This is a genomic window from Methylobacterium komagatae, assembly GCF_042661665.1.
Classification (GTDB): domain Bacteria; phylum Pseudomonadota; class Alphaproteobacteria; order Rhizobiales; family Beijerinckiaceae; genus Methylobacterium; species Methylobacterium komagatae.
The window spans coordinates 2,167,672-2,189,469 of record NZ_JBHSWN010000001.1 but is presented as its reverse complement, the minus strand read 5'-3'; the positions used below and the strand labels follow the sequence as shown (position 1 = coordinate 2,189,469).

At 70.0% G+C, this 21,798-nt stretch carries 17 protein-coding genes and 3 pseudogenes; 10 read left to right on the top strand and 10 right to left on the bottom strand.

The features are described 5' to 3' along the window. Positions 1–88: 88 nt before the first annotated feature. On the bottom strand, positions 89–334 hold the full coding sequence (locus tag ACFQE0_RS10675; RefSeq protein ID WP_116655273.1) for a hypothetical protein: 246 nt from the start codon (positions 332–334) through the stop codon (positions 89–91). Positions 335–564: 230 nt separating this feature from the next. Here ACFQE0_RS10675 and ACFQE0_RS10670 point away from each other — a divergent pair, with 230 nt between their 5' ends. After that, entirely contained in the window at positions 565–2,097 is a 1,533-nt protein-coding gene (locus ACFQE0_RS10670) for a sensor domain-containing diguanylate cyclase (RefSeq protein ID WP_116655274.1), read from the top strand. A 186-nt stretch (positions 2,098–2,283) separates the two neighbouring features. Next, positions 2,284–2,731 (top strand): annotated as a pseudogene (locus ACFQE0_RS10665) (low affinity iron permease family protein). On the opposite strand, the gene ACFQE0_RS10660 reads toward ACFQE0_RS10665, so the two are convergent. Beyond that, positions 2,728–3,006, bottom strand: a complete 279-nt coding sequence (locus ACFQE0_RS10660; RefSeq protein ID WP_378969374.1) for a hypothetical protein — start codon at positions 3,004–3,006, stop codon at positions 2,728–2,730. The pseudogene ACFQE0_RS10665 and the gene ACFQE0_RS10660 sit on opposite strands and share 4 nt — an antisense overlap. Continuing rightward, the gene (locus ACFQE0_RS10655; protein WP_378969372.1) at positions 2,946–3,722 is read right to left on the bottom strand and encodes an HWE histidine kinase domain-containing protein; all 777 of its coding nucleotides are present in this window, start codon (positions 3,720–3,722) and stop codon (positions 2,946–2,948) included. Before ACFQE0_RS10655 ends, ACFQE0_RS10660 begins: the two co-directional genes overlap by 61 nt. A gap of 248 nt (positions 3,723–3,970) precedes the next feature. On the opposite strand from ACFQE0_RS10655, the gene ACFQE0_RS10650 reads away from it, so the two are divergent. From ACFQE0_RS10650 to ACFQE0_RS10625, 6 genes are all read left to right on the top strand, one after another. Then, the gene (locus ACFQE0_RS10650) at positions 3,971–4,441 is read left to right on the top strand and encodes a DUF3597 domain-containing protein (protein WP_116655277.1); all 471 of its coding nucleotides are present in this window, start codon (positions 3,971–3,973) and stop codon (positions 4,439–4,441) included. A 484-nt stretch (positions 4,442–4,925) separates the two neighbouring features. Then, positions 4,926–6,851 carry a cation:proton antiporter gene (locus tag ACFQE0_RS10645; RefSeq protein ID WP_378969370.1) on the top strand — a complete coding sequence of 642 codons (1,926 nt, stop codon included), beginning with the start codon at positions 4,926–4,928 and terminating at the stop codon, positions 6,849–6,851. A gap of 61 nt (positions 6,852–6,912) precedes the next feature. Then, positions 6,913–7,206: a CHASE3 domain-containing protein gene (locus ACFQE0_RS10640; protein ID WP_378969367.1), complete on the top strand. Its 294-nt coding sequence runs from the start codon at positions 6,913–6,915 to the stop codon at positions 7,204–7,206. Further along, positions 7,203–8,474: a PAS-domain containing protein gene (locus ACFQE0_RS10635; RefSeq protein ID WP_378975412.1), complete on the top strand. Its 1,272-nt coding sequence runs from the start codon at positions 7,203–7,205 to the stop codon at positions 8,472–8,474. The genes ACFQE0_RS10640 and ACFQE0_RS10635 overlap by 4 nt, the downstream gene beginning before the upstream one ends. Continuing rightward, entirely contained in the window at positions 8,444–9,136 is a 693-nt protein-coding gene (locus tag ACFQE0_RS10630; protein WP_378969365.1) for a response regulator, read from the top strand. The genes ACFQE0_RS10635 and ACFQE0_RS10630 overlap by 31 nt, the downstream gene beginning before the upstream one ends. Positions 9,137–9,254: 118 nt before the next feature. Beyond that, on the top strand, positions 9,255–9,407 hold the full coding sequence (locus ACFQE0_RS10625) for a hypothetical protein (RefSeq protein ID WP_160534098.1): 153 nt from the start codon (positions 9,255–9,257) through the stop codon (positions 9,405–9,407). Positions 9,408–9,439: 32 nt separating this feature from the next. Here ACFQE0_RS10625 and ACFQE0_RS10620 read toward each other — a convergent pair whose 3' ends face one another. From ACFQE0_RS10620 to ACFQE0_RS10600, 7 genes and pseudogenes are all read right to left on the bottom strand, one after another. Beyond that, positions 9,440–9,814 carry a response regulator gene (locus ACFQE0_RS10620; RefSeq protein ID WP_116655281.1) on the bottom strand — a complete coding sequence of 125 codons (375 nt, stop codon included), beginning with the start codon at positions 9,812–9,814 and terminating at the stop codon, positions 9,440–9,442. Between the two features lie 100 nt (positions 9,815–9,914). Further along, positions 9,915–11,096 (bottom strand): sensor histidine kinase, encoded by a 1,182-nt coding sequence (locus ACFQE0_RS10615; protein WP_116655282.1) that lies wholly within the window; start codon positions 11,094–11,096, stop codon positions 9,915–9,917. Continuing rightward, positions 11,053–11,439, bottom strand: a pseudogene (locus ACFQE0_RS27630) (PAS domain-containing protein); the annotation flags it as partial. The gene ACFQE0_RS10615 and the pseudogene ACFQE0_RS27630, both read right to left, overlap by 44 nt. A 109-nt stretch (positions 11,440–11,548) precedes the next feature. Then, a pseudogene (locus ACFQE0_RS27625) lies at positions 11,549–12,073 on the bottom strand (GAF domain-containing protein); the annotation flags it as partial. Continuing rightward, positions 11,977–12,408, bottom strand: a complete 432-nt coding sequence (locus ACFQE0_RS27620) for a hypothetical protein (RefSeq protein WP_133250859.1) — start codon at positions 12,406–12,408, stop codon at positions 11,977–11,979. The pseudogene ACFQE0_RS27625 and the gene ACFQE0_RS27620, both read right to left, overlap by 97 nt. 203 nt (positions 12,409–12,611) lie before the next feature. Then, complete coding sequence (locus tag ACFQE0_RS10605) at positions 12,612–16,565, bottom strand: PAS domain S-box protein (protein ID WP_378969361.1); 3,954 nt, start codon at positions 16,563–16,565, stop codon at positions 12,612–12,614. Positions 16,566–16,734: 169 nt separating this feature from the next. Continuing rightward, positions 16,735–17,907, bottom strand: a complete 1,173-nt coding sequence (locus ACFQE0_RS10600; RefSeq protein WP_116655286.1) for a YihY/virulence factor BrkB family protein — start codon at positions 17,905–17,907, stop codon at positions 16,735–16,737. A 443-nt stretch (positions 17,908–18,350) separates the two neighbouring features. Here ACFQE0_RS10600 and ACFQE0_RS10595 point away from each other — a divergent pair, with 443 nt between their 5' ends. Both ACFQE0_RS10595 and ACFQE0_RS10590 read left to right on the top strand, forming a co-directional pair. Beyond that, positions 18,351–19,367 (top strand): NAD(P)H-hydrate dehydratase, encoded by a 1,017-nt coding sequence (locus tag ACFQE0_RS10595; RefSeq protein ID WP_378969358.1) that lies wholly within the window; start codon positions 18,351–18,353, stop codon positions 19,365–19,367. Further along, positions 19,360–21,675 (top strand): PAS domain-containing sensor histidine kinase, encoded by a 2,316-nt coding sequence (locus tag ACFQE0_RS10590; RefSeq protein WP_160534100.1) that lies wholly within the window; start codon positions 19,360–19,362, stop codon positions 21,673–21,675. The genes ACFQE0_RS10595 and ACFQE0_RS10590 overlap by 8 nt, the downstream gene beginning before the upstream one ends. Positions 21,676–21,798 lie beyond the last annotated feature (123 nt).

Here is a 21,798-nt window from a genome sequence, read left to right as displayed (position 1 = left end):
AGCACCGCGATGACCGCAAATAGCCCGTCGGGCATGTCGACGATGCGGCACTCGACCGGCTTGACCATGATCCCGTGCGTCCGACGGCTCAGGCCATGAGGCGGCGGGTGTCGGCGGCGACCAACTCCCGGTAGCGCGCGACAACCTGATCGTGGGATCCACCCATCATCAAGGTGTTGGCGGCCTCCATCGCGGCGACGACCTTCTCGCCGACCATCGACACTATCTCGGCCTGCGCGTCAGCGCCGCCCCAGGCGATGCGCACCAGCCGCAACTCGATGACTCTCTGCGCCTCCGCGGGAAGCAGGAACGCGGCACAGAAGGGGTTCAGCATGGGGTCTCCGAAGGGGGCGACGCAACCGACAACGCGAGGGGAGTCACCGCGTTGACGGCGGACGCTTACGTAGACGGCGCCGCCCCTGGCGCCCGGGGGCGCTCCCGGCCACATCAACGCGGCATTAAGGATGATCCCTCGAACCGTTCAGGGACAACCTCCGACGAAAACGCCGCGTAAGGCATCCGCAGCCATAAAACAGGCAACGACAACGCTTGGGGGACGCCCCGATGGCCTTTCCGCTCCGTCATGCGCGACGGCTGCGTTCCGCCCGCACCTGGATCGCGACGGGCGTGCTCGCCCCCATCGGGATGCTCACGGTTTCGGGGCTGATGCTGCTCGACCTGCGGCGGGACGCCTGGGACAAGGCCGAGCAAACGTCGAGGAACCTGCTTCAGGTCATCGAGCGCGACATCGCCAGGAACGTCGAGATCGTCGACCTGTCGCTGCACGCCGTCGTAGACAACCTGAAGGCACCCGGCGTGGCCGAGGCCACGCCCGAGATGCGCCAGCTCATCCTGTTCGACAGGGCCGCGACGGCCCGCGATCTAGGCGTGATGTTCGTGCTCGACGAGGACGGCGACAGCGTCGTAGAGGCTGCCCAGGTCCCCGCCCGCAAGGTGAACTACAAGGACCGGGACTACTTCCAGGCGCACCGGGCGAGCGCCGGCCTCGGGCTCTACATCAGCCGGCCGCTCGTCTCCCGGCTGACCGGGGACCGCATGATCGTGCTCAGCCGCCGCATCGACAAGGCGGACGGCTCCTTCGGCGGCATCGTTCTGGCCACCCTGAGGCTCAGCTACTTCAGCCGCCTGTTCGACCAGATCGGCCTCGGGCCGGAGGGTGCGATCAACCTCTATCTGCGCGACGGCAGCCGCGTGATGCGCCATCCCTACGCCGAGGCCGACATCGGCGCGAGCATCGCCGGGACGCCGAACTTCGAGCGGTTCGTCCGCGAGCGCAGCGGCACCTTCGTGGGCACCTCGGCGCGCGACGGCGTCGAGCGGCACTACGCCTTCTCCCAGGTCGGCGACCTGCCGCTCGTGCTCAACGTCGCCCTCGCGACCGCCGACATCGAGGCCGGCTGGCGCGCCAAGGCCGCCGTCCTCGGCGCGACGGTCCTGGTCCTGTGCGGCGTGACCGTATTCCTGTCGCTCCTGTACGGGCGAGACCTGCGCCGGCGGGACGCGCTGCAGGCGGAACTCGCCCGGCTCTCCCTGACCGACGTCCTCACCGGGCTGCCGAACCGGCGCCGCTTCGAGCGGGTGTTCGAGCGCGCCTGGAGGGAGGCCGGGCGAACGGGCAAGCCGCTGTCGCTGCTCGTCGTCGATGCCGACCACTTCAAGCGCTGCAACGACCGCTACGGCCATGCGGTCGGGGACGAGGTGCTCAAGGGGCTCGCCCGCTGCCTCTCGACAAGCGTGCACAGGCCTGAGGACCTTGTGGCGCGGGTCGGCGGCGAGGAGTTCGTCATCCTCCTGCCCGAGACGGACGGGGCCGGGGCGCTGCGCGTCGCGGACAAGGTGCATGAAGGCGTCGCGACCCTCTCAGTTGCTTCGGCCGGTATCGGCGCCGGGGCCGTCACGGTGAGCATCGGCTTGGCGAGCGGCTTCGGCGACGACGTTGACGGCGGCGGTCTCTACCGCGATGCCGACGCGGCGCTCTACACCGCCAAGGAAAGCGGCCGCAACCGAACCTGCCGCGCCGGAGGTGCCCGTCGAACCGCGGCGCCGGTCGAAGCGCTTCGTCTGGTCGGCTCCTGAACCAAGATCGGCGGAAGAGGCTTTCCGAGGGCGGCGACCTGGGACGCCTTCGCGACCGAAGCGGGAGGAGAGGCTGAGATACGCGATCCGGGCAGGCTTGCCTTCACCGCGCGGCGAGGATCCCGGATCGAACCTTCGGCGTTCCGGATGCCGAGCTCGGCCGAAAGCCGGCGCAGGGTTCCGGTTATGTCGGCCTCACGCGTCTTCACGACCTTCGCAGGCAAGGTGGCCAAGTGGGCCGGGCACCCGCTCGCCTTCGCGCTCGGGGCGGCCTCACTCGTCGTGTGGGCGGCGAGCGGGCCGTACTTCCACTTCTCCGACACCTGGGGCTCGTCATCAACACGGGCACCACCATCGTGACCTTTCTGATGGTGTTCCTGATCCAGAACTCGCAGAACCGGGACGGGGCGGCCATCCAGGCCAAGCTCGACGAGCCATTCGGTCGAGCGCGGCCCAGAACCGCTACATCGGCATCGAGAACCTCACCGAGGAGGAACTCGCCGAGCTTCGGCGGCGCTGCGAGACGCGCGCCCGCGCCGAGCGCCTGGACGACGCCCGGGAGGCCGCCGACGCCGCCGAGGCCCGCGCCCATGAGAAGGCGGCTCGTGCCGCGGCCGAGGCGGGAGGCGGCTAGACCCTAGGCCCGGGCAGAGGGATGGCAACGGCGACCCTCAAACCGTCCGGGTCGAAGGCGATATCGACCTTGGCGCCGACCTGGAGGGTCAACACGCGTTTGAGGAGCTGCGAGCCGAAGCCCTCGCGGGTCGGCAACGCGACGGGTGGCCCGTCGTGCTCGTTCCAGGTCCAGTGGAGCAACCGGCCGTCGGGACCGTCCTCGACCGACCATCTCACCTCCAGGCGCACATCCGGGTCGCCGAGCGCACCGTGGCGGATGGCGTTCGTGGCCATCTCGTGCAGAGCCATGCCGACCGGGACCGCCAGCCCAACGCGAGCACGACCGGTGGCCCGCTCAGGAAGATGCGCGTCCGTCCGGGCTCGTCGTAGGCGCGGAGCGCCGTCGACAGGAGCCCCTCGAACGAGACCGCCTGGGCGCGGTCGTCCGTGATCAGCGCGTGCGTCTGGGCGAGCGAGGCGATGCTTCCCGTGAACGCTTGCCGGAATTCGGCCAGACCGAGCGACGAGCGCAGGCTGGCGTCGAGCACGGCCTGTACGGTGGCGAGCGTATTCTTTACCCGATGGCGGAGCTCGCGCACCAATAGGTTCTGGCGGTCCTCGGCCGCGCGCCGCTCGGTTATGTCTCGCGGCGCCGAGACCCAGCGCGTGATGCAGCCGTCCATGTCTCGCATCGGCGTGATCAGCCACTCGACCATGTAGGTCGTGCCGTCCTTGCGGTGGTTGAGCGCCTCGCCTTGGGCGCACTCGCCGGCTTCGAGAGAGGCGCGCAGCCGGTTTAGCGCGGTCCGCTCCGTGCGGGGCCCTTGGAGGAGGCGCGGCGAACGGCCCAGAACCTCATGCGCCTCGTAGCCGGTCATGCGGGTGAAGGCGGAGTTGGCGTGTTCGATGTGAGGGCCCGGCTCGTCGAGTTCGGCCGAGGTGATGAGGATGGCCTCGCCAGCCACCTCGACCGCGGCCTTGAACACTTCCATCTCGGGCAGCGCCACCATCGCATCCTCACCCACCTCCAAGGCCGCGCCCCGAGTTGGTGTCGGTGCCGCGAGGCTGCACTTAACTTGTGTGGATTCCGCCGGTTGCCGACCGGGCGTTCGGCGACAGACGCTCATACCGCGCCCCGTCGCCGCAACCCCTGCGCCCAGGGCCGCGTGACGCCGGCAACCTCGATCCGGAACGCCCTGCTCCCATCCCGTTGTCGAGCGCTCGCCCCGGGCAAGGGCCCAGGACTACGGAGGAACCCATGAGCATCTTCGGGTCGATCATATCAAAGATCTTCGGCGGCGGCGCGAGCGCCCAGGCGGCGACCCCGCACGCCTCAAAGGCGCCGAGCGTGTCGGCAGCGGCGCAGCGCTCGGACGGGCCGACCGGCTCGGCCAGCAGCGCCGCTGCGCCTTCGATGAGCGGCGCCCCGTCCCCGGTCGCGGCCGGTCCTTCAGGCGCCGGTCAGGCAAGCGTCGACGTGGGCCGGGTCCTCGCCGACCTCGCCTCCGAGAAGGGCCAGACCCTCGACTACAAGCGCTCCATCGTCGACCTCCTGAAGCTGCTCGACCTCGACAGCAGCCTGCAGGCGCGCAAGCAGCTCGCCGACGAGTTGCACTACACAGGCGACAAGGAGGACTCGGCCACGATGAACGTCTGGCTGCACAAGCAGGTGGTGCAGAAACTCGCCGAGAACGGCGGCAAGGTGCCGGACGACCTCAGGCACGCCTGACCGGGTCGGAAGCCGACATAGGGAACCGTGGGGTGGCCGGGGACTTCCCGGTCACCGACCGACGAAGTAGAGCATGACCGAGAAGAAGGGCCACAGGGGCGCGACGGCCAAGAAGGCGAACGCAAAGGCAGTCACGAGGGCAAATCCGACCCGCGGACCTCGTCGTCGGCCCAGGCCGAGCTCGGCAAGACAGGCGGCAAGAGCAAGTAGGAGTACCGCGCGGCGTCGAGGCGCTGCCGGCTCGCCACCACGAGGACGCCAACGGAGCGCGCACGTCGCCGCCTCACGTCGTCGTCCGCGGCGTCTCACCGCGATTTCCGAGCGACTGCCGCATGGGCCTCGCGATTCTGCACCGCCAATTCCCGATGCCACGCGGGCACCGAGCCGGCCGGCGTTGCCCGAGTCGTAATAAGCACGGGACCCTAACCGTCCGGGAGCGTTGTACCGGGTCGGTCGCAACCGGCGCATTCCCGGAGCGTTGCGTATGGAACAAGGTGTGGCGACGGCGGTGTTGTGCATCGTCGCCGGCGGGGTCACCGCGCAGGTCCTTGCCGCCCGGTTCCGCGTCCCGGCCATCGTCCTCCTGCTGGGACTGGGATACCTCGTCGGCCCCGTGCTTGGGCTTCTTCATCCTTCCGAGGCTTTCGGTGCAAACCTTCGCCCCTTGATCGGCCTCGCCGTGGCCGTCGTCGTGTTCGAGGGCGGCCTCGCCCTCGACTTCCGCGAGCTCAGGGCCGCCGGCGCGGGCGTGCTCCGGCTCACGGCTATCGCTTTGCCCATCAACTTCGTGTTGGGCACGCTCGCCGCCCACCTCATCGGCGGCATGCTCTGGGGACCGGCGGCCGTGTTCGGCGCGATTCTGGTGGTGACCGGTCCGACCGTCATCCTGCCGCTGCTGCGCCATGCTCGCCTGGAGCGGCGCTCGGCCGCGTTCCTGAAGTGGGAGGCCATCGTCAACGATCCGGTCGGAGCCATTCTGACCGCCATCGTCATCGAGATCCTGGTCGGCTCGGGTCACCGGTCGGGCGAACAAGCCGTGACCGACCTGGTGCTGCACCTTGCCGAGGGAGCGGTGGCAGCAGCCATCCTGGGTGTCGGCTTTGCATTTCTGGTCGCCTGGGCCTTCAGACGGGATCTCGTCTCCGAGACCCTGAAGACGCCCGTGCTCCTGGCGCTCGCCCTCGTCGCCTATGCCGTGCCGAACCTCCTGATGCACGAGGCCGGGCTGATCGGCGCGACCGTGTTCGGCATCGCGCTGGCCAACCTCCACGTCCCCGGCATCGGGGAGCTGCGGCGGTTCAAGGAAGCCCTCGTCGTCCTCCTGGTCTCCTGCCTGTTCGTCGTCCTCACGGCCGACCTGAACCTCGCGGTCCTCGGCAAGCTGTCCTTGCCGATCCTGGCGTTGACGGCCGCGACGCTGTTCGTGGTGCGACCGGCGTCGATCTGGCTGGCGACCTGGCGCAGCGACCTGACCTGGCGCGAGCGCCTGTTCGTCGGCTGGATCGGCCCGCGCGGCATCGTGGCGGCGGCGGTCGCCGGACTGGCCGGCCCGAGACTGAGCGAGGCGGGCTACGCCGGCGGCGACCTGATCCAGCCGACGGTGTTCGCCGTCATCGTCGCGACGGTGTTCGCCCACGGCTTCTCGCTTGCGCCGCTCGCGCGTCGGCTTGGGCTCTCGGTCGCGGCCGACGCGGAGCGCCTGGCCATTGTGGGCGCCTCGCCCTGGTCGAGCGACCTCGCCGTGACGCTCCACCAGGCCGGCGTTCCGGTGCTTCTTGTCGACACCTATCCCGGAGCCCTGCGCGCGGCCCGGTCCGCGGGCGTGCCGACGCTGCAGGCCGAGCTTCTCTCGCGCCACGCGGAGGAGGGCTTGGCCGATCAGCCGCCGGATTACCTGCTCGCGGCGACCCGGGACGAGCTCTACAACGCCTTGGTCTGCACCCGGCTCGGCCCCGAGCTCGGGCGGGAGCGGGTGTACCAGCTGGCGCCCTCGGCCAACCACCTCCTGCACGCCGAGACCGGCGTGAGCCGGGACCTGCGCGGCAAGGTGCTCTCGGACGGCGGTCTGGACTTCGAAACCCTGGCCGAACGGCATGGCGCCGGCTGGCGCTTCTCGGTCGCGCCCGCCGGCGCAGGGGATGTTCTGGCCAACCCGTGTCTACTGGTCATCCGGTCCGGCGGCCGCCTCGACTTCCTGTCGCCTGAGCACGAGCCGGCGAACCGGAGCAGGGTGACAGGCTGGTCCTGCTGTCGGCGCCCTGCAGGGACACCCGGCCAGCGTCCGATGCTCGGTCCCGCGCCGATGCACTCACCGGCTAGGCGGTCCAACGCGCCCGACGTCCGCAATTCACCCGCAATCGTGCCGCATCGCCCCGGCCTGCCCACTTGGCCGCCGCGACCGAATCCCTGAAGCCACGTGCATCGGCGACGTCACCGCGGCCGTCGGTGGGCACGGCACGGACACGGTGAGCATGAGCCAATATCTCGTCAGGCGCGCCAACGTCCTCGTCCTCGTCGTCCCACTCGTCTTCCTCAGCGTGATCGGGGTTGTCAGTTGGGAGCGGCTCAACGCCTCGCGCGACGCCCGCGAATGGTCGCAGCACAGCTACGCCGTGCTCTCCACGATGAAGGACCTCGCCATCGCGCTGCGCGACGCGGAGCGCGGACAGCGCGGCTATCTCCTCACCGGCCGCGACGAGTACCTGGGCCCCTACCACGCCGCCCGCGACCGTCTCGGCCTGCTCCAAGGCGAGCCCAGAAGCTGACCGCCGACAACCCCGCCCAGCAGGGGCGCCTGCGCGCCCTCTCGCCGGCTGTCCAGCACAAGCTGGAGGAACTCGCGCAGACCGTGCAGGCCCGCCGCGACGGCGGCCTTGAGGCCGCCTTGCGCATCGTCAACACCGACGAGGGTCGGGGCCACATGCGCGCGGCGGAAACCGTGCTCGCCGCCATGCTCACCGACGAGCAGCGATTGCTCGATGAGCGCCTCGCCCAGAATGACGCCCGCGCCGCGTGGGTGCGTTGGCTCGTCATCGCCGGCTCGGCGCTCGCCGTCCTGACCCTGCTCTGGGCCGCCCGCCTCCTCAATCAGGCCTGGTCCCGCTCCTACGAGACCGAGGCCGAGCAGCGGGCGCTGGCGCTGCGCCTGCGCACCACCCTCGACAGCCTGAGCCAGGGCGTCGCGGTGTTCGGGCCCGACCGCACGCTCGCGAGCTGGAACGAGTGCTTCGTGGTCCTGCTCGACCTGCCCAAGGCCATGCTGCGCCCGGGCACGACCTACTCCGCCTTCGTCGAGCACACGAGCGAGCCCGACCGACCCTCCCTTGAGACCGAGGACCAGATCCGGCACGGGAGACGAAACCCGCGCGAGGCGGTCACCTACGAGCGGGAGCGCGCCGACGGGCACCACTTGGAGATCCGCCGCACGCCGATGCCGGATGGCGGCTTCGTGCTCACCATCTCGGACATGACCAAGCGCGCCCAGGCCGAAGGCGTGCTCCGGGAAGCCCAGAAGATGCAGGCCATCGGGCAGCTGACCGGGGGCATCGCGCACGACTTCAACAACCTGCTCCAGGTCATCCTCGGGAACCTGGAGTTCGTCCGCGCCAAGCTGACGGACGACGCCAGGCTGCAACAGCGGATCGAGCGCGCGGCGTGGGCGGCGCAACGCGGCGCGACCCTGACCGGCCAGCTCCTCGCCTTCGCGCGCAAGCAGCCGCTGGCGCCGGCCGCCATCGACCTCGCCGCAACCATGCCGGACCTGATCCCGCTGCTCCGCCGCACGCTCGGCGAGCACATCGAGGTGCGCTACGTCGAGACGGCGGGCCTATGGCCGGCGATGGCCGACCCGGCGCAGCTGGAAGCCGCGGTCCTGAACCTGGCGCTGAACGCGCGCGACGCCATGCCGGGCGGCGGCAGGCTCACCATCGAGCCGGCAACAAGGTGCTGGACGAGGAGTATGCGCGCGACCACGCCGAAGTCGTTCCCGGCGACTACGCCCTGGTGGCTGTCTCCGACACCGGCCACGGCATGACGCCGGAGGTGGTCGCTCGGGTGTTCGAGCCGTTCTTCACGACGAAGCCGGACGGCAAGGGCACCGGGCTCGGCCTCGCGATGGTGTTCGGCTTCGTCAAGCAATCCGGCGGGCACGTGAAGGTCTACTCGGAGCCCGGCGAGGGCACAACGGTGAAGATCTACGTGCCGCGTGCTGTCGGGGCGGCCGCCGCGGCTCCGCGCACCGGCGCGCCCGTCGAACTGCCGCGTGGCACGGGCACGGTCCTGGTCGTCGAGGACGAGGCGGCGGTGCGCGAGATCGCCTGCGCGATCCTCACCGACCTCGGCTACCGGGTGCTGGAGGCGGCCGACGGCGAGGAGGCCATGCTGGTGTTCGGGGCGAACACGGCCTCCGTCGACCTGCTGCTCACCGACGTGGTGCTGCCGGGAAAGGTGCGGGGACGCGAACTCTCCGAACGGGTCCGCATGGTGCGCCCCGAGGTGAAGGTGCTCTTCATGTCCGGCTACACCGAGAACTCCATCGTGCACCACGGCCGCCTCGACGACGGCGTCCAGCTCATCGGGAAGCCGTTCAAGCGCGAGCAACTCGCTCGAAAGGTCGCGGAGGTCCTCGGAGCCCCAATCACCGCTCCGGAAGGCTCCGGCAAGGTGGTGGAGCTCAGGCCGAAGCGGGATACCTAAGGCGGACCGGCGCACCTGCAAGCGCGGGACGCGTCACCGGTCCGCAGGCTATGCTGGCCCCATGGTCGCCGAGGAAACCGAGCTCGCAATGGTCAGGCGACACCTCCGAGAGGGCGGCATGAACGTCGCCCGGCAGACGGCGCTGGTCGACCGCCTGAGGGCGGAGAACCTTCCCGTCGCGGAGGCCGAGGCCCTGCTCGCCACCTTCGAGGACCGCCAGCGCCAGCACGAGGCCCATCTGGCGAGGGCAGAGGCCGAACGCGGAACGTAGGGCGCTCGCCGGGCAGGCGGGGGACACGTCCGTCACGGCAGCGCCCGGACGGCGTCGAGGAGCTGGGACTGCCTGTAGGGCTTGGGCAGGAAGCGCCCGTCGTCGGGCGGGTCCTCGTCCCGCAGTGCGAACCGTCCCGAGGTCACGAGGAGCCGGATGTGCGGCCAGCGCTCGGCTACGCGCCCGGCGAGCGCCAGCCCGTCCAGCGTGCCCGGCATGTCGATGTCGGTGAACAGCAGGTCGACTTGCGGCTCGCGCTCAAGCATCCCCCATGCCTCGTCAACCGTGTGCGCCTTCATGACGTCGAAGCCGGCCTCCTCCAGCATGTCGACCGCGACCATGCGGATGATCGGTTCATCCTCAACGACGAGTACGGCAGGGCGTGCGGTGGTCGTTCGGTGGGACATCCGGAAATGGCCAGGGTGAGATGGGGCGCTTCGTGACGGGCAGGTCGGGCGGTGCGTTTCAGCTTGGCAGCAGATTGCGTAGCCGCGACCGATTACGGCTTCAGCCCTCGTCCTGGAAGTTGCGCAGGGGTGCCTCGACCGCGCAGGTGACCCCTGTCGGCGCGTAATCCAGCGAAAGGACGCCGCCGACCTGGCCGATCAGGCCGCGCTCGATCAGGCGCGTCCCGAAGCCCTTGCGGGCCGGCGGCTCGACTGGGGGACCGCCGCGCTCGCGCCAAGTAAACCGCAGGGCCGGGCCGGTGTCAGGCGCAGAGACGGACCGGGACAGGTCGACCTGCCCGTCCGGGACGGAAAGCGCGCCGTACTTCACGGCGTTGATGGTCATCTCGTGCAGCATCAGCGCGAGCGAGAGCGCCGCCTTCGCGCCGACCTCGATTTCGGGGCCGTCGACCCGCACACGCTGCGACGCCCCCTCCAGAACGCCGATGCCCTCCCGGACGACCGCCGCGAGCGAGGCGCGTTCGGCAACGCCGCCGAGCAGGATGTCGTGCGCCTTACCGAGCGCGATCAGGCGTCGGGAGAGCACCTCGCGCGCGTCGTCCACGTCGGTGGCGCCCCGTAGGGTCTGGGTCACCACGGCCTGCACCATGGAGAACAGGTTTTTCATGCGGTGCGAGAGCTCGTGGTTAAGCAGGCGCTGCCGCTCCTCGGCCCGCAGCCGGGCGACGCCGACCTCGACGCGGTCCGCCACCGCTCGCATGAATTCCAGCTCCTGTGCGGTCCATGTCCGGGGCACGCGGTCGTGCACGAAGAACAGCGCCACGGTCCTCCCACGCTCGCGCAGCGGGGTATCGACGAAGGCCGCTAGGTCGATTTCCTGCAGCGCTCGCACGAACGAGGCGGTGCGCGGATCGGTTGCCACGTCGTGCACCACCAGGGGCTCGCCCCGCATGAAATCATGGTGGAAATCGCCGTAATCGGCGAAGCGGTGGAGGCCGGCGATGCTCGCCTGACCCGGCGCCGTCCAGTCCGGCTCGATGGTCACGTGCTCGCCCGTCGCGTCGAGGCCGCCAAAGCCGGCGCGACTTGCGCCCAACGCGGTGCCGGCGACCGTGGCCGCCGCCCGCGTCACCTCGGCAACCCCGGTCAGGTCGCAGTCGGTCCCCGAGCTCCAGCAGAACGCCCTTGTACCGCTCGCTTTCGGCCAACGCGTCCCGGTCTGCCCTCTGCCCGGTGATGTCGCGGGCCACGCCGACGAAGCGGATCGGTCGGCCGGCCTCATCGTATTCGAGCTCGCCCTTGCGGGCGATCCATCGCAGTTCCCCCGTGTCGGGCCGGCGGATGCGGTACTCCACGTCCCGCGGGGCCTGACCGCTCCGCCGCGTTTCCGCCGTCGAGATGAGGTGCGCATCCTCGGGGATGATGAGGTGCTCGAAGGCCGTGGAGGGGTAGCTGTCGCGCGGAGGCAGGCCGTAGAGACGGCAGAACTCGGGCAAGGCGTGCAGGATGCCGTCCAGCCCGTTGGCGAACACGCCGACGCCGCCAGCCTCTTGCGCCCGGCGCAGCCGGGTCTCGGCCTCGCGCCGGGCAGCGGCCTCGCCGATCTCGGCGAGGCCGGCCGACACGGTGCCGGCGGGAACCTGGGCCAGCTTGAGGTCCAAGGCGGTGAAGGCGCTGCGCCGGCTTGATTAGCTTCAGCACCCCGATTGCCTCACCGGCTCGCCTGACCGGCACCAGCGCGCAGGAGCGCAGGCGAAGGGAGGCGACGAGATCCCGCTTGACCCGGGGGTCCTCCAGAACGTCGGGCACCAAAATGGGCTCGCCGGAGAGCAGGCATGCCCCTGCGAGGCTGTTTCGCAGCGGAAGCCGCAGGCCGGCGTGGACCACGAGCACGCCCTTGGTGGCACGGTAGACCAGCTCCTCGCCGTCCAGCGTCTCGATGACGGCACCCTCGGCATGCGGCACGGCCACCATCGCGCCCGCGACCAAGGCGTCCAGCATGGCCCCGATGTCGCCCTTGGCCACGGACATGGCGGCCTGGGTGCGGATCAACTCCTCGCTCCGGTCGAGCAGACGCCGCTGCTCGGCCAACGCGCGGCGTAGCTCCATCTGCGCCATGACCTGGTCGGCCAGCGCCCGCAGGGACTCGGCCTGCCCCGCCGTCAGCCCGGACGGGCGCGGAGCGACGTCGATGACGCAGAGGCTCCCCAGCGCCTTGCCGCCCGGCGTGCGAAGGGGCGCGCCTGCGTAGAACCGGATGCGGGGCCCACCGGTGACCGGGGGGTAGCCCGGGTGCGCGGATCGCGGCTCAGGTCGGGGATGACGAGCAGGTCCGGCTCGACGAGTGCGTGGGCGCAGACGGAAGCGTTCAGGTCCGTCCCGCACTCCGGGAAGCCGAGGCGTGCCTTGAACCACTGGCGGTCGCCGGCGACGAGGCTGACCAGGGCCACCGGATTCTCGCAGTTGTTGCGGGCGAGCAGGACGATATCGTCGAAGTCCTTCTCCGGGGCGGTGTCGAGGATGTCGTAAGCGGCCAGGGCCGCGAGCCGGGTCGGGTCGACCAGGGTATCCAAGGCGGGTGCAGATACGGTCATGGAGAGGCCGGCGCTACGGGGCCCCGCGCGGAACCGACGGGCGCGGAGCGTCTGGGATATACGGCCATGCGTCGCCCATTCGCTTCGTTCAGGCAACGCTTGACCCTGTCCCGATAGCGCGAAATCGGCGCGCGGTGCAGCTTATGCCGGCGCCAGATGCCGAGAAGGCACGGGATCCTCGACCGGTCGCCATCGCGGGGCCGTTAGGATGCCGCGATCAGATCCTTGATGCGCGTGGCCAGCGCCTCCATCACGAATGGCTTGGTCAGCACCGCCATGCCGGGCTCAAGGTGGCCGTTGCCGACCGCCGCGTTCTCCGCGTAGCCGGTGATGAACAGCACCTTCAGGCTCGGGCGGTTCACGCGCCCGGCATCGGCCATCTGCCGGCCGTTCATGCCGCCGGGCAGGCCGACATCGGTGACCAGCAGGTCGATGCGCACGTCCGACTGCAGCACCTTCAGCCCGGCGGCCGCGTCCGCCGCCTCGATGGCCGTGTAGCCGAGATCCTCCAGCACCTCGGTGACCAGCATGCGGATGCTCGGCTCGTCGTCGACGATGAGCACCGTCTCGCCCTGCTCGGCGCGCGGGGCCGAAGCGAGGTCCGGCATTCCCTCGATGTCCTCCGCGTTGCCGTAGTGGCGCGGCAGGTAGATGCACATGGTCGTGCCCTGGCCGACCTCCGAGTAGATCCGCACCTGCCCGCCCGACTGCCGGGCGAACCCGTAGATCATGGACAGGCCCAGGCCGGTCCCCTCTCCGATGGGCTTGGTCGTGAAGAAGGGGTCGAAGGCGCGCGCGACGACCTCCGGGGTCATGCCGGTGCCGGTGTCGGTGACGCACAAGGACAGGTACTGGCCCGGCGGCAGGTCGCGCTCTCGCGCCGCACGGTCGTCGAGCCACTTGTTGGCGGTCTCGATGGTGATGCGACCCCCCGCCGGCATGGCGTCGCGCGCGTTGATGCACAGGTTCAGCAGCGCGTTCTCAAGCTGCGGCGGGTCAACGAGCGCCGGCCAGAGGCCCGCCGCCCCAACCACCTCGATGTGGATGGCGGGCCCGACAGTCCGGCGGATCAGCTCCTCCATGCCGTGGACGAGGGCGTTCACGCTGGTCGGCTTAGGGTCGAGCGTCTGCCGCCGCGAGAACGCCAGCAGCCGGTGGGTGAGTGCGGCCGCGCGCTTGGCCGCACCTTGGGCCGCCGTCATGTAGCGGTCGAGGTCGGTCAGGCGGCCCTGGCTCATGCGGGTCTGCATCAGCTCCAGTGAGCCGGAGATGCCGGTAAGCAGGTTGTTGAAGTCGTGGGCGATGCCGCCTGTGAGCTGGCCCACCGCCTCCATCTTCTGCGATTGCCGCAGAGCCTCCTCGGTCCTGGCGAGCGCCTCGGCGGCCTCCTTCTCGGCCTGCACGTCGCGACCGACCGCGTGGATGAAGCTCTCGTCCGGCACCGCCGTCCAGGATAGCCAGCGGTAGCTGCCGTCCTTATGCCGGTAGCGGTTCTCGAAGCGCGGGATGACAGAGCCGACGGAGAGGTCGCCGGCCGCAGCCGCGGTGGAGGCCGCGTCGTCCGGGTGCACCAGGTCCATGAAGGAGCGCCCGATGAGTTCGGCTTCGCTCCAGCCGAACAGAACGGTCCAAGCCGGGTTCACCGCGACGATGGTCCCGTCGAAGCGGGCCACCAGCATGACGTCGGTCGAGAGGCGCCACATTCGGTCGCGGTCGCGCGTGCGTTCCTCGACCTGCTCCTCCAGCGTGGCGGCCAAGTGCTCCAACTCGGCGGTGGCCCGCTTCCGGTCGTCGATGTCGGTGTTGGTGCCGACCCAGCGCAGGATCCGGCCGGCATCGTCGCGCACCGGCTCGCCCCGGACCAGGAACCAGCGGTAGGCGCCGTCGGCGCGGCGCACCCGGTACTCGGTCTCGTAGACGAACTCGGCGGCGCGAGCCTGGGCCCAGGCGGCCGTGACCGGTCCCACGTCGTCCGGATGGACGATGCGGGCCCAGGCATCGGTGCCGAGCAGGCTGCCCTTCGGCTCGCCGCAATAGGCGTAGAACTGGTCGTTGAACCAGTACAGCGACCCGTCCGGGTATGCGGCCCAGACCTGGTTCGGAATAGCCTGCGCGAAGACCCGGAACTGCTCCTCGCTCTCGCGCCGGCGCGCCTCGGCGCGGAAGCGCTCGATGGCGGCGCGGGTGCGCTCGGCGACGTCGCGGACGAAGGCGAGCTTGTCGGTGCGCCAGTCGCGGACCTGCCGGTCGTGCAGGAAGAACACCGCCACGATGCGCCCACGCTCCATCACGGGCACGTTGATCAGGGCCCGGGCGCCGATGGCGAGGAGGGGACCCGGGTTGCCGGCGGTCCGCGGGTCGGCGGTGACGTCCCGGATTACGACCTCCTGTCCTAGTTCCAGGCCCGCGCGGACATCGCCGTAATCGGCGAAACGATGGCGACCGGCGACGCTCGGAATGCCCGGCGCCGTCCAGTCGCGCTCGATCTCGACGTGCTCCAGCGTCTCGTCGACCGTGCCGTATCCGGCGCGGTCGAGACCCAGCGTGCGCGCCATGATCTCGGCCCCGGCCGCTGCCATCTCGGCGGTGTCCCGGCATCCCTGGAGGCGGTCGCCTATGGCGATGAGGGCCGTACGGAAGGATTCCTGCCTGCGGCGCTCCGTCAGGTCGCGCGTGACGGTGCCGTAGCCGGTGACGGTGCCCGCCGCGTCACGGACCGGGAAGATGGTGTAGTGGACCGGGACGGCGGCGCCGGTCGAGAAGTTGCGGAACGAAAGGTCGCCTTCCCAGAAGCCGGCCTCGCCCACGGCGGGCAGGACCTCGTCCGCCACCGTCGGCCTGTCCCCGGGCTCGAAGTAGTCCTTTATGGCATAGCGGCGCACCTCCTCCAGGCTCTCCAACCCCACGAGCCTGCGACCGGCCTCATTCAGGAACTCGGCCTTCCCTCCCAGGTCCGCTATGCCGATGAAGTCGCTCGATTGCTCGACGAGGGCAGCAAGCTGGCGTGCCTGCGCTTCGGCAACCCGGGCCTCGGTGATGTCGAGCACGGTTCCGACGAAGCGCATGGGCGCGCCATCCCGGAAGACGGTGTTGCCCCGTGCGGCAAGGGTGCGTTCCACACCGCCGCGCCGGCCGACGACGCGGTACTCGATGTCGAAACCCTCGGGCGAGCCGATGGCGGCCCGGACGGCTCGGTCGGTCCTCTCTCGGTCGTCCGGATGCACCCCGGGCAGGAAGGCGCCTTCGTAGGAGACCGGGTCGTCGTCCGAGAGCCCAAACAGGGCGCGGGTACGCGCGTCCCAGGTCAGCGTGCCGGTGACGAGGTCGTAATCGTAGGTGCCGGTGCCAGCCGCCTCCAGGGCGAGCCGGAGCCGGTCCTCCGCCACCTGCAGGTCGGCCCTTGCGCGGTGGCGCTCGGCGATGTCGGTGACCATGACGAAGATGCCGTCGAGGACCCCATCCGCGGTCCGGCGCGGGATGTAGCGGATCTCCGATTGGCGGGTGGCGCCGTCCCGGTACGGCATCAGCGCGTCGAAGGTGACCTCCTCCCCGGCCAGGGCCCGTGCCATGAAGGGCAGCCGCGCCCGGTAGACCTCCTCGCCGACGACGTCGCGCATGGGGCGGTCGAGGATCTCGCCGGCCGGGAGACCGAACCAAGTCTCATAGTGACGGTTCACGAAACGGTAGACGTGGTCCTTGTCGATGAAGGAGATCAGCACCGGCAGCGCGTCGGTCACGACCTGAAGTTCGTCGCGGCTCCGCCGCGTCGCCCCCTCCGTGTCTGTGGCCTCGGTGCGGTCGCGCAGGATCTTGAGGAAGCCCAGGTCGCCACCGGCCGGCGAACGCAGGGGCATCATCTCGCCGTTGGCCCAAAAGTGCGAGCCGTCCTTGCGCATGTGCCAGCGCTCGTCGGCCACGCGCCCCGTCTGCAAGGCGCATCGCATCTCGGTAGCGGGCCGATCAGCTGCCTGGTCCTCGGGGGTGAAGAAGCTCGCCGCCGGCTGCCCGACCATCTCTTCGGACGACCAGCCCAGGATGCGCTCGGCGCCCGGGTTCCAGGCGGTGACGCGCCCTTCGTGGTCGGTGGTGATGATGGCGAGGTCGACGCCGCTGTTGAAGATCGCCTGGCATATGGCCGGGGTCGGCTCGCCGCGCATGGGTCGAGAGGAGGTGTTCAAGGCAAGGTTACGCGGAGTGTTCGAGGAGAAGGCGGGCGACCGGCGAAGGTGGAAGCCGCTTGCCTGTTATTTGAGGCGAGCCGTAGGCCAACCCATCCGGTTACGCAGTTGCCATGGGCCGGACCGCGTCCCGGGCTGGCGTCCGCAGTCAAGCGGACGCAGCGACGGTATCCGCCATGCGGGCCTGCCGCGCGCCGAGAGGCTTCCCGCCGCCGACCGTGGTGTCGCGGGCTGTCTGATGCTCCATCTCGGCGTTGAGTTCGGCCCCCAGCAGCACCACCGTCGTGGACAGCCAGATCCAGGTCATGAACCCGATGGCAGCGCCCAGCGAGCCGTAGGTCTCGTTGTAGCTGCCGAAGTGGGCCACGTACCAGGAGAACAGGCCCGACGCGACGAGCCACAGCGTGCCGGCCACTGCGCTGCCCCAGGTCACCCAGCGCCATTTCGGCTTCCGGCGGCTGGGGCCGAAGCGGTAGAGCACCGCCAGGCTGCCGATCACGAGGAGCAGCAGGGCCGGGAATCGAAGCAGGGCGATGTACCAAGCCTTTTGGTCGAGCCCGAGCATCTGCAGCGCGGCCGGCACCACGACGATGCCGGTGAGCGCCAGAACGACGAACACCAGCGCGCCGAGCGTGAAGGCCAGCGACTGCAGGTTCAGCATGACGAAGGAGCGCTTCTCCTCCTCCTCGTAGGCGATGTTGAGCGCGTCGAAGACCGCCTTCATCCCGCCGTTCGCACTCCAGAGCGAGATCAGGATGCTGACGATGGCGGTGAGGCCGAGCGCCGTGTCGCCCTTGTCCACCAGCCGCTTCACCTGGCCGCCGACGATGTCGATGGCCCCGTCCGGCAGGATGCCGCGCAACTCGTTCAGGTGCGCGTTGATCGTGCTGGGGTCGGACACCGCGCCGTAGATGGAGACGAGCGCCGCGATGGCCGGGAACAGGGCCAGGATGGCGTAGAAGGTGACGCCGGCCGCGACCAGCAGGATGCGGTCGTTTGAGAACTCCCGGTAGAGGCGCAGGGCGATGTCCTTCCAGCCCTTGGCCGGGATCTCGGACGGCGTGTCCGCCTGGCGGCCGCGTTCCGGCTCACGCTCGGCCACGTGCTCGGCCGCCGCGCCCTCGTGCGAGACGGGTTCGTCCTCAGAGCCGAGTTTGCGGTCGCCCTTTCCGGATCCGCTCGCAATGCGAGAGGGGCCTCCGCGTCGCCTCGGGAGGGCGACCAGGCCGACAAGCGCAACGCCCAGGAAGGCGGTCCACAAGGTCGGGGAGGTCGGCGTTGTGGCTGCAGGGGAAGGAGGTGGAGCGGGCTGGTCCGTCATGGCTCATCGAGACGCAGGGCACGCGGGCGGCCCTGGGGCATCGTCACAACGGGAATGGACACGCTTTGGTGCCAGTCGGTCGCCGAAATTCTGCTTCCCGATGCGGCCTCCGGGGGGAAGCGGTCGTTCGCACGGGGCCGCAATATCCAGGGCCCGGACCGTTCAGCCGCGGCAGGCCAGGGGCCCGGCCGCCCCGACGACTGTGCCTGCGCGATGGACGACCTGACCTCACGCATCCGGCACATGATGGAGGCATGACGCAGGCAGGCCCGTGCACGGGGCGCTGCGATGACCGGGCGGGAACGCGGCCGTCACCACCCGTGAACTTGGCCGCGCGAGGGCAGCACCGGCAAGCTGGCGCTCGTGCGCTACAACTTCGTGGCGCCCGTCGCCGAGGCCGGGGCGCCGGTCACCTCCGAACCCGACGCGAACGTGGCCGCCCGATGACGCACGAGGTCCTCACCGCGGAGAGCCTCAAGGCGTTCCCGCTTCCGGTGCCGCACGAGGGCAGCAAGGACGAGCGCGGCAGCGCACTTGTGCTTGGGGGCTCCAGGTCGGCCCCGGGTGCCGCCCTGCTGGCCGGCGTCGCCGCCCTGCGGGCGGGCGCGGGCAAGCTCAAGATCGCCACCGTCGAAAGCAGGGCCGGCCGCATGGGGCTGGTGGTGCCCGAGGCCATGGTCATCGATCTTCCCGAGACACCGGCGGGCGGCGTCGACGGCGCGCGCGGCACGGACTGCCTGCTCAAGGTGACGAAGGGCTGTGACGCGCTCTTGGTCGGCCCCGGGCTGGTCGAGGACGAACCGACCACGAAGCTGGCCGTGGACCTGCTGGAGGCGCTGCCGGATGCGTCCTCCATCCTCGACGCCGCCGCGGTCTGTGGCCTGGGCGCTTATGCTGAAGCCGTCCGCCGGCACGAGGGCCGTATGGTGATCACGCCGCATGCCGGCGAGATGGCGCAACTGCTGGGCCGCGGTCGGGAGGAGGTCGAGGCGGACCCACTCGACGCTGCGTTGAAGGCGGCCGACCTGCTGGGAGCCGTGGTGGTGATGAAGGGCGCCAAGACCTGGATCGTGGACCCGCAGGGCGCGCGTTGGCTCTATGAGGGCGGCGGCCTCGGCCTCGCGACGTCCGGTTCGGGGGACGCCCTGGCCGGCATCGTCGTCGGGATGCTCGCGCGCGGTCTGGAGCCGTTGGCCGCGGCGCTGTGGGGCGTGTTCCTCCACGGGGAGGCCGGCAGGCGCCTGGCAGCCTCCGTCGGCCCGGTCGGGTTCCTCGCCCGGGGCTCCCCGGCGAGGTGCCGCACCTGCTCCGCGAGACGGCGGCCTAGGGGCCCGAATCCGATCCCTGGTACCCACTCGTGGAGGCCGTTCAGGGTGGCAAGCGGTTTTGGGGCTGTCGCCCGAAAGCCGACCTCGGGTTGCGCATCGGCGCAGCGCCATGCTCACTCGACGGATGGATGAGCGTACGACCATCGCCGATCTCGAACGTCGGCTCACAGAGAGCGAGACGCGGCACCGCCTCCTGATCGAGAGCTGGGTGCAGGCAGTGTGGGAGACGGATGCCCAGGGCGTCGTCGTCGCCGACAGCCTGAGCTGGCGCGCCTATACAGGGCAGGCTCTGGAGGAGTGGCTCGGCTACGGCTGGTTGGACGCGATCCATCCGGAGGACCGCGCCTACGCCGAGCGGCAATGGCGGGAGGCGGTCGCCGCGCATGGCCTTGTCAACGCCGAGTTCCGCCTTCGCGCGCCCGACGGAGGGTGGCGCTGGACCAATGTCCGCGCCGCTCCCGTGTTCGACGCGGGAGGAAACATCGAGAAGTGGGCCGGCATGAACATCGACATCGACGCCAGTAAGGGCGCCGAGGCGCGGTTGCGCGAGAGCGAGGAGCGCTACCGGACGGTATTCGAAGTGATCGACGAGGGCTTCTGCGTCGTCGAGCCGATCCATGACGCGGACGGAAACGCGACGGACTACCGCATCATCGAGGTGAACCCGGCGTTCGAGCGGCAGACGGGCCTCACGGACGTGACGGGCCGGCTCGACTCGGAAATCGCAGGAACCGAGCCGCGGTGGATCGAACTCTATGCTGAGGTCGCGCGAACTGGCGAGAGCAGGCGGCTTCAGGATTATCACGAACCTACGGGCCGTTGGTACGACGTCCACGTCGGTCGACTGGGCGACACGACCAAACCGCGCGTCTCGATTGTCTTCACCGACATCACCGCACGCAAGAAGGCCGAGACGGCGCTGCGCGAGAGTGAGGAGCGGCAGGCGTTCCTGCTCAAGCTGAGCGACGCCCTCCGGCCGCTCGCGGATGCGGTCGAGATCCAGTCCACCACGACCCGGCTGCTCGGCACGCACCTTAACCTCGACCGGGCGATGTACGCCGAGGTCGATGGCGAACTCGGCAACGAGTCCGGAACGATCCGCGGTCAGTACGTGCGGCCTGCCAATGGCGGCCTGCCGTCGGTCACCCCGTTCCCGGAGCGGTTCGCCTATCGCCCCTACGGCGAGCGCACGATGCCGGGGCGCTATCGCGGTGACCTCCTGGTGGTCGCCGACATCGACGCCGTCCCTGGCTTTGACGTGTGCGAGCGGGCTGCTTGGGCTGCGGCCAACGTGCGGGCCGCCATCGTTGCGCCGCTCGTCAAGGGCGGGCGACTGGTGGCCGAGTTCGGCGTGCACAGCGCGATGCCGCGTGCGTGGACCGACCACGAGCTATCGCTTGTTCGAGAGGTGGCCGAACGCACCTGGGCAGCGGCGGAGCGTGCCCGCGCCGAAGCGGCGATGCGTGCGGGCGAGGAGCGGCTGCGAATGTTCGGTGATGCCTCGTCCGACGTCCTCTGGATCCGCGATGCCGAGACCCTGCGGTGGATCTACCTGACGCCAGCCTTCGAGACGATCTACGGCCTCGACCGAGACACGGCGCTGCGCGGCGACAACATAACGGGCTGGCTCGACCTGATCGTACCCGAGGACCGTCAGACCGCTCTCGATGCCATCGAAAGCGTGCGCATGGGGCAGCGCGTTGCCTTCGAGTACCGCATCCGCCGCCCGGGCGACGGCGCAGTCCGCTGGGTGCGCAACACCGACTTCCCGATGCGCGATGCGGCCGGGCGGGTGTGCTGGCTCGGCGGCGTCGGGCGCGACATCACTGAGGAGAAAGTGTCCGCCCAGCGTCAGGAAGTGCTGGTCAACGAGCTGCAGCACCGTGCTCGCAACCTGCTCGGCGTGGTCAGTGCCGTGGCGAGCCGCACGATGAAGCAGGGCGGCGCAGTCGAGGCGTTCGAGGAGCGTCTGCAGGCGCTCAGCCGGGCTCAAGGCCTGCTCAGCCAGCAGGGCAGCGACACCGTCGAAGTCGGAGCCCTTGTCCGCGCCGAGCTCGCCGCGCATGCACAGGAAGGATCGGTGCGGGTACGCGTCGGTGGTCCGGAGGTGAAGCTCACGGCGCGGCAGGTGCAGAACTTCGCCCTGGCCCTGCATGAGCTGACCACCAACGCCGTGAAGTACGGGGCGCTCAAGGACGACCACGGCTGGCTCTCGGTCACTTGGGATGAGGTGCAGGACAGGCGTGGGCGGACGCGCCTGACGCTGAGCTGGACTGAGAGCGGGGTGGCCGTGGGGCCGCAGGCGGTGACGCGGCGCGGCTACGGCACCGAGCTGATCCAGGAGGCGCTCGCTTACGTGCTAGAGGCTGATGTCGAGTACGAACTGAGCTCAGACGGCGTGCGCTGCCGGATCGAGATGCCGGTCGGCCAACCTGAGTGAACGGGGATCTGTGCAGCTCGGTTGGCCTCAGGGAGATGCCTGCGCGAGGAGTGTTTACGCCCGACCCTGCCCTGCCGCTCGATGGCCGTCGCGTCCTCATCGTCGAGGACGAATACCTCATCG